4 protein-coding genes are annotated in these 6,579 nt (G+C 43.9%); all 4 read left to right on the forward strand.

Translation table 11 applies throughout. The annotated features are described in order from the left end of the window. Positions 1-44 precede the first annotated feature (44 nt). The 4 genes from ftsH to lysS all read left to right on the forward strand — a co-directional run bounded on the left by ftsH (position 45) and on the right by lysS (position 5,814). Positions 45-2,198 (forward strand): ATP-dependent zinc metalloprotease FtsH, encoded by a 2,154-nt coding sequence (gene ftsH / locus FD27_RS00430; RefSeq protein WP_057747814.1) that lies wholly within the window; start codon positions 45-47, stop codon positions 2,196-2,198. A 65-nt stretch (positions 2,199-2,263) separates the two neighbouring features. Then, on the forward strand, positions 2,264-3,175 hold the full coding sequence (gene hslO / locus FD27_RS00435; RefSeq protein WP_057747817.1) for an Hsp33 family molecular chaperone HslO: 912 nt from the start codon (positions 2,264-2,266) through the stop codon (positions 3,173-3,175). A gap of 95 nt (positions 3,176-3,270) precedes the next feature. Further along, positions 3,271-4,272 carry a tRNA dihydrouridine synthase DusB gene (dusB, locus tag FD27_RS00440; RefSeq protein ID WP_057747820.1) on the forward strand — a complete coding sequence of 334 codons (1,002 nt, stop codon included), beginning with the start codon at positions 3,271-3,273 and terminating at the stop codon, positions 4,270-4,272. Positions 4,273-4,299: 27 nt separating this feature from the next. Further along, positions 4,300-5,814: a lysine--tRNA ligase gene (gene lysS / locus FD27_RS00445; protein ID WP_057747824.1), complete on the forward strand. Its 1,515-nt coding sequence runs from the start codon at positions 4,300-4,302 to the stop codon at positions 5,812-5,814. The last annotated feature ends 765 nt before the right edge of the window (positions 5,815-6,579 follow it).

Here is a 6,579-nt window from a genome sequence, read left to right on the forward strand (position 1 = left end):
ACTACAATTAAAAATTATCACTAGCTGGTAGATAGGAGGTTGTTATGAATAACAATCGTAGAAACAATTTTACTCATAACGTTCTCTTCTACGCAGTGATTTTCTTGTGCATTATGGGAATTGCTTACTTTTTCTTTGGTGGGAACCAATCAAATGGACAAAGCAAAACAGTCTCACAAAGCGAGTTTATCTCTGAGTTAAAGAGTAACAAAGTGAAGAATGTCCAGCTACAACCAAACGGTGGAGTCTACAAGATTACTGGGACTTACCGGAAGCCTCAAAAGGCTGATAATGACTCTGCTAACGGTTTCGGATTTGCTGCACAACGCAACACTGAGGTTAAGCATTTTCAAAGCTCTGTTCTGCAAAGCGACGTGACCGTCAGTCAACTGCAAAAGTACGCTGATAAGGATAACGTTAAAATCAGTACGCGGGCGGAGGAATCTAACAGTGTTTGGATGAACTTGTTACTGACTGTGCTTCCTCTTGTCATCATGATTTTCTTCTTCTACATGATGATGGGACAAGCTGGTCAGGGTGGTGCCGGTCGTGGTGTGATGAGCTTTGGTAAGACCAAGGCCAAACCAGCCGATGCCAAGAAGAACAAAGTTCGTTTTTCTGACGTTGCCGGTGAAGAAGAAGAAAAACAAGAACTGGTTGAAGTTGTTGAATTCTTGAAGAATCCAAAGAAATTTACCCGTTTAGGTGCTAAGATTCCATCTGGTGTTCTTCTCGAGGGCCCTCCAGGTACTGGTAAGACCTTGCTTGCCAAGGCCGTTGCCGGTGAATCAGGAGTACCATTCTTCTCTATTTCTGGTTCTGATTTCGTTGAAATGTTTGTCGGTGTTGGTGCCAGCCGTGTTCGTGACTTATTCGATCAGGCTAAGAAGGCTGCTCCAGCAATCATTTTCATTGATGAAATTGATGCCGTTGGTCGGCGTCGTGGTGCCGGAATGGGTGGCGGCCATGATGAACGTGAACAGACCTTGAACCAATTACTGGTTGAAATGGACGGGTTCCAAGGTGATGAAGGGGTCATTGTTATGGCCGCTACTAACCGTTCTGATGTCCTTGACCCTGCCCTGTTACGGCCGGGTCGATTTGACCGGAAAATTTTGGTTGGGCGTCCAGATGTTAAGGGCCGTGAAGCTATTTTGCGTGTTCATGCGAAGAATAAGCCACTGTCATCTGATGTTGACTTAAAGGAAATCGCTAAACAAACCCCTGGTTTTGTTGGTGCCGATCTTGCTAACTTGCTGAATGAAGCGGCCTTACTTGCTGCACGGCGCAACAAGAATGAGATTGACGCGGCAGACCTGTATGAAGCTGAAGATCGGGTTATCGCTGGTCCAGCTAAGCGTGATCGGGTGGAATCTAAGCAAGAACGCCGGACGGTGGCGTTCCACGAAGCCGGACACACAATTGTTGGGTTAGTCCTGAACGATGCTCGGGTAGTTCACAAGGTAACGATTGTTCCTCGTGGGCGTGCTGGCGGTTATGCAATCATGTTACCGCGTGAAGATCAGATGCTGATGTCCAAGAAGAATGCTGAAGAGCAAATTGCAGGACTGATGGGTGGTCGAGCCGCCGAAGAATTAATCTTCAAGTCACAATCATCTGGAGCATCAAATGACTTTGAGCAGGCTACACAAATTGCGCGGGCAATGGTTACCCAGTATGGAATGAGTGATAAGATTGGTCCGGTTGAACTGCAAAGCTCCGGTCAAGTCTTCACAGGTCAGGGTTATGACCAATCACCATACTCTGAGAAGACCGCAGCCTTGGTTGATGAAGAAGTTCGGCGGATCTTACGTGAAGGTCACGAACGTGCATTACACATCATTGAAACGCACCGTGAACAACATAAGATTATTGCTGAAGCCTTGCTCAAGTATGAGACTTTGGATGAAAAGCAAATCTTATCATTGTACAAGACCGGCAAGATGCCTGAAAAGGACATTGCGGCGGCAGATGAAGAGGTTCGTGCCCAAACTTTTGAAGAATCTAAGCGGGCTCTTGAACGGATCGAAGATGAGAAGCACTCAGCTACTGAAGAACATCATGATCAAATTGCTGACCAGGAAAGTGCCAGTGACACTAGTGATACTCCTAGTTCCGCTGCACATCCAAACGATGATTCGCCAGCTACTAGTGACAGCTCAGCTTCTAACAGTAACTCTGATAATTCAGACTATTAATTACAGAAAACGGGAGAAACCTAGTTATTGCTGGTCCTCCCGTTTTTTTCGGAAGGAGAATAATAATGAAATCAACAGACTATTTAGTAAAGGCCATTAGTAAGGATGGCAAATTCCGTGCATATGCGGTAAACGCCACCCAAATGGTAGAAAAGGCGCATGAAATTCATGATACCTGGAGTGCTTCATCAGCTGCGCTAGGTCGGACCTTGATTGGAACGTGTTTGCTGGCAACGGCTGGTTTACAAGGTGAAGCGGGGATGACGGTGAAAATCAAGGGAAATGGGCCAGTCGGCTTCATCATTGCTGATGGAACTGCCCACGGTACGGTGAAGGGCTATATGGGGAACCCACATGTCTCCCTTCCTTCAAAGAAAGAAGGAAAGATCGACGTTGCTGGTGCGGTTGGTCATCAGGGGGTTCTTTCCGTTACCAAGGTGGCCCCAGGTGATAAGACACCTTATACTGGTGAAGTAAACTTAGTTTCTGGTGAATTAGGCGAAGACTTTACTTATTACCTGGCCCAGTCTGAACAAATTCCATCGGCGGTGGGCTTGTCGGTATTTGTTCAACCTGATGAGAGTATTCAGGTTGCTGGTGGTTTCTTAGTCCAAGTACTGCCAGGCGCAAGTGATGACAAGATTAGTCAGCTTGAAAGCAAGATCAAGGATATGCCATTAGTTTCCGAGATGCTGCGTGACGGCGATACACCAGAAGATATTTTGAAGCGGATGTTTGGTGATGAACTGAAGGTTCTGGAAACGATGCCAGTTGCTTACCGATGTGATTGTTCCAAGGAACGGTTTGCGCACGCTTTAGCCACTGTTTCCAAGAAGGATCTCAAGAAGTTAATTGAAGAAGACCACCATGCGGAAGCAGTTTGCCAGTTCTGTGGTAAAAAGTACGAGTTTAACGAAGAAGAATTGCAAAAGATTTACGACAGCATTGATGACCAACCTGCAGCTGATCAGGAGTAACAATTGGTTTCTCGATAATTGATGTGCTATTATGATTGGGTTATTTATGATGGATTGTTGCCAGCACAGTCCAAAATTAAAATTGAGGTGAAAATATGGAATGGCAAATTGGCAACGTCACGATTCCTAATCAGGTGGTTGTTGCCCCAATGGCCGGAGTCACCAATTCGGCCTTTCGGGTAATTTGTAAGGAATTTGGTGCCGGATACGTAGTTTGTGAGATGATTTCTGACCGGGGGATCATGTATCACAATAAAAAGACCCTGAACATGATGAATGTTGACCCTAGTGAACATCCAATGGGCATTCAGATTTTTGGTGGGACTAAGGAGACCCTCGTTCAAGCAGCTAAGTATGTTGATGAACACACTGCTGCCGACGTTATTGATATCAATATGGGCTGCCCGGTAAATAAGGTTGTCAAAACAGATGCGGGTGCTCGCTGGTTACTAGACCCAAACAAAGTTTACGAAATGGTTTCTTATGTTACTGATGCGGTGAAGAAACCAGTCACGGTCAAGATGCGGACTGGTTGGGACGATAAGCATATTTATGCAGTAGAAAATGCATTAGCTGCGGAAAAGGCCGGGGCGGCTGCTATCGCTATGCACGGACGAACTCGAAAACAGATGTATACGGGAAAGGCTAATTGGCATATACTAAAAGACGTAGCAGACCAGTTAACAATTCCGTTTATGGCCAATGGCGATGTCCGGACACCTGAGGATGCTAAACGGATCTTAGAGGAAACGGGAGCCACTGCAGCAATGATTGGACGGGCCGCAATGGGTAACCCGTGGATGTTACGGCGGACGGAACACTATTTAGCAACTGGTGAATTATTACCAGAAGCAACGCCAACGCAAAAAATCAAGATGGCTAAGGAGCACCTGAACCGACTGATTGATTTGAAAGGTGAATATATTGGTGTTCGTGAATTCCGTGGCTTATCAACTTATTACCTCAAAGGGATTCCAAGGTCAGCACGGACCAAGGCAGCGTTAGTTGAAGCTGAAACACGTCAAGAAATGAATGATATTTTTGATCGTTTTGCCGAACAGACAGCTGAGCGTGAATTAAAGCGGGCTGCACGATAGTCTCATTACTTAGAGGAGGAATATTCAGTGTCACAAGAACTAGATCAGATGAGAGTTCGTCGCGAAAAGATGGAAGAACTGAAGTCACTTGGGATTGAACCTTTTGGTCGGCGCTTTAAGCGTGATCACCTAGCCAAGGACTTACATGACAAGTTTGATCAATACGATAAAGAAGAACTAAACGAAAAGGGCGAAATGGTTACCATTGCTGGACGAATGACGCGGAAGCGGAGCAGTGGTAAAGCCGGTTTTGCCGATTTTGTTGATCGGACGGGCAAGATCCAAGTTTATGCGCGGAAGGACATGGTTGGGGATGAACCATATCATATCTTTAAGCGTGCTGATATTGGTGACTTCTTGGGTATCAAGGGTGACGTTATCAAGACCAATACTGGTGAATTAACGGTTCGGGCGCATGAAATTACATTCTTAGCTAAGGCTTTGCGGCCACTTCCTAACAAGTGGGAAGGGGTTACCGATCCTGAGACTATTTATCGGCAACGGTACCTAGATTTGATTTCTAACCCAGAAAGTTTCAAGCGTTTCCACCAACGGACAGCGATTATTAAGGCTGTGCGGAAGTACATGGATGACAATGGGTTTACTGAAGTTGAAACACCAATTCTAAACACCAAAGCCGGTGGGGCGAATGCACGTCCATTTATTACACACCACAATGCCCTTGATATCGATATGTACTTACGGATTGCAACCGAATTATACCTTAAGCGGTTGATCGTTGGGGGCTTCGAACGTGTATATGAATTAGGTCGTATTTTCCGGAATGAAGGGATGGACCCTCACCATAACCCTGAATTTACGACAATGGAAACTTATGCCGCCTACTGGGACTTCCATGACGTTATGGATGAAACAGAAGGAATTGTAAAGGCCGCTGCTAAGGTTGTTTCGGATAATGGTAAGGTAACTTATCAAGGTGATGAAATTGACCTGGGTGGGGACTTTAAACGCATCACGATGGTTGATGCCATCAAGGAGAAGACTGGCATTGACTTTAGTAAAGACATGACTGACGAAGAAGCAAAGAAGCTTGCTGACGAACATCATGTTGCTTATGAAAAGTACTGGACTAAGGGTCACATTATCAACGCCTTCTTCGAAGAATTTGTTGAAAAGACCTTAATTCAGCCAACATTTATTTACGAATACCCAGTGGAAGTGTCACCATTGGCTAAGCGGAACAAGGAAAACCCAGAAATGACTGATCGGTTTGAATTGTACGTTGATGGTAGTGAATTAGCGAACGCCTTCAGTGAATTAAACGATCCAATTGATCAGAAGCATCGGTTCGAGATGCAGGCTGAAGAAAAGGCTCATGGTAATGAAGAAGCTGAACCAGTGGACTTGGATTATGTCCAGGCACTTGAATACGGTATGCCGCCAACGGGTGGACTGGGTATTGGTATCGATCGGTTAGTAATGCTGTTGACAGATGCTAAGTCTATTCGTGACGTTATCCTCTTCCCAACTATGCGTCCGGAAAAGGATCAACAAAATGGCTCAAAAAAGAAGAAAAAGTAGTCATTAAAGAGTATTAGGTTTACCATTCTTTTTGGCGTAATTGTTATTAAATTCCTCACTTTGTATCGGAATTTCTTTTGATATAAGGTGAGGGATTTTTTAGTTTAAATAAGCGAATAAATACTAGTTGTGCTGACGGTTGATGATGAATTTTTGCTGTGGCGGTGTGGTGTTCGTTTGGGGAGGGAACATGTACATAAAATTATTGAGGAAGAATGTTTTTAAGCGAATAGTGCGTTGGTCCGTTCTCATGGTTTTGTTCGGTATATTTAGCAGCAAGAAGAAGTAACTGAATGCTAAGGGGATGATGATTAAATGAGATGGATAATTTTATCCGTTAATTTTCAATTCCAAATAGATTATATTTTTGTTCTTTAACAATATCATTTTGCAATTTTTCAGAACATTTTTTGCATGTAATGATAGTTTGTTCATGTTTGAAAATTTAATGCAAAAAAATCGAAATTTGGTTGACTTGCGCAGGGTGAGCATGTATAGTAGTTAACGTTGTCACGAGGTAACGATTTGTTACTTCTGGTCATTAGTTTTTGTAAAAAAGTAGTTGACATATCGATGACAACTTGATATATTATAAAAGTTGCTTGTCAGAGCACATTACGAATGGCAGTTAAAACAAATTAAAATTTGTTCTTGACTTTGATGATAAGTATCTGATACAATATTGAACGTCAGTGAGCACTTAACGCTAACTGAGGTAGACCTTTGAAAACTGAACAAAGTTTTGACGAACTAAATGTGTAGGGT

It is taken from the genome of Limosilactobacillus frumenti DSM 13145, assembly GCF_001436045.1.
In the GTDB taxonomy this organism is placed as follows: domain Bacteria; phylum Bacillota; class Bacilli; order Lactobacillales; family Lactobacillaceae; genus Limosilactobacillus; species Limosilactobacillus frumenti.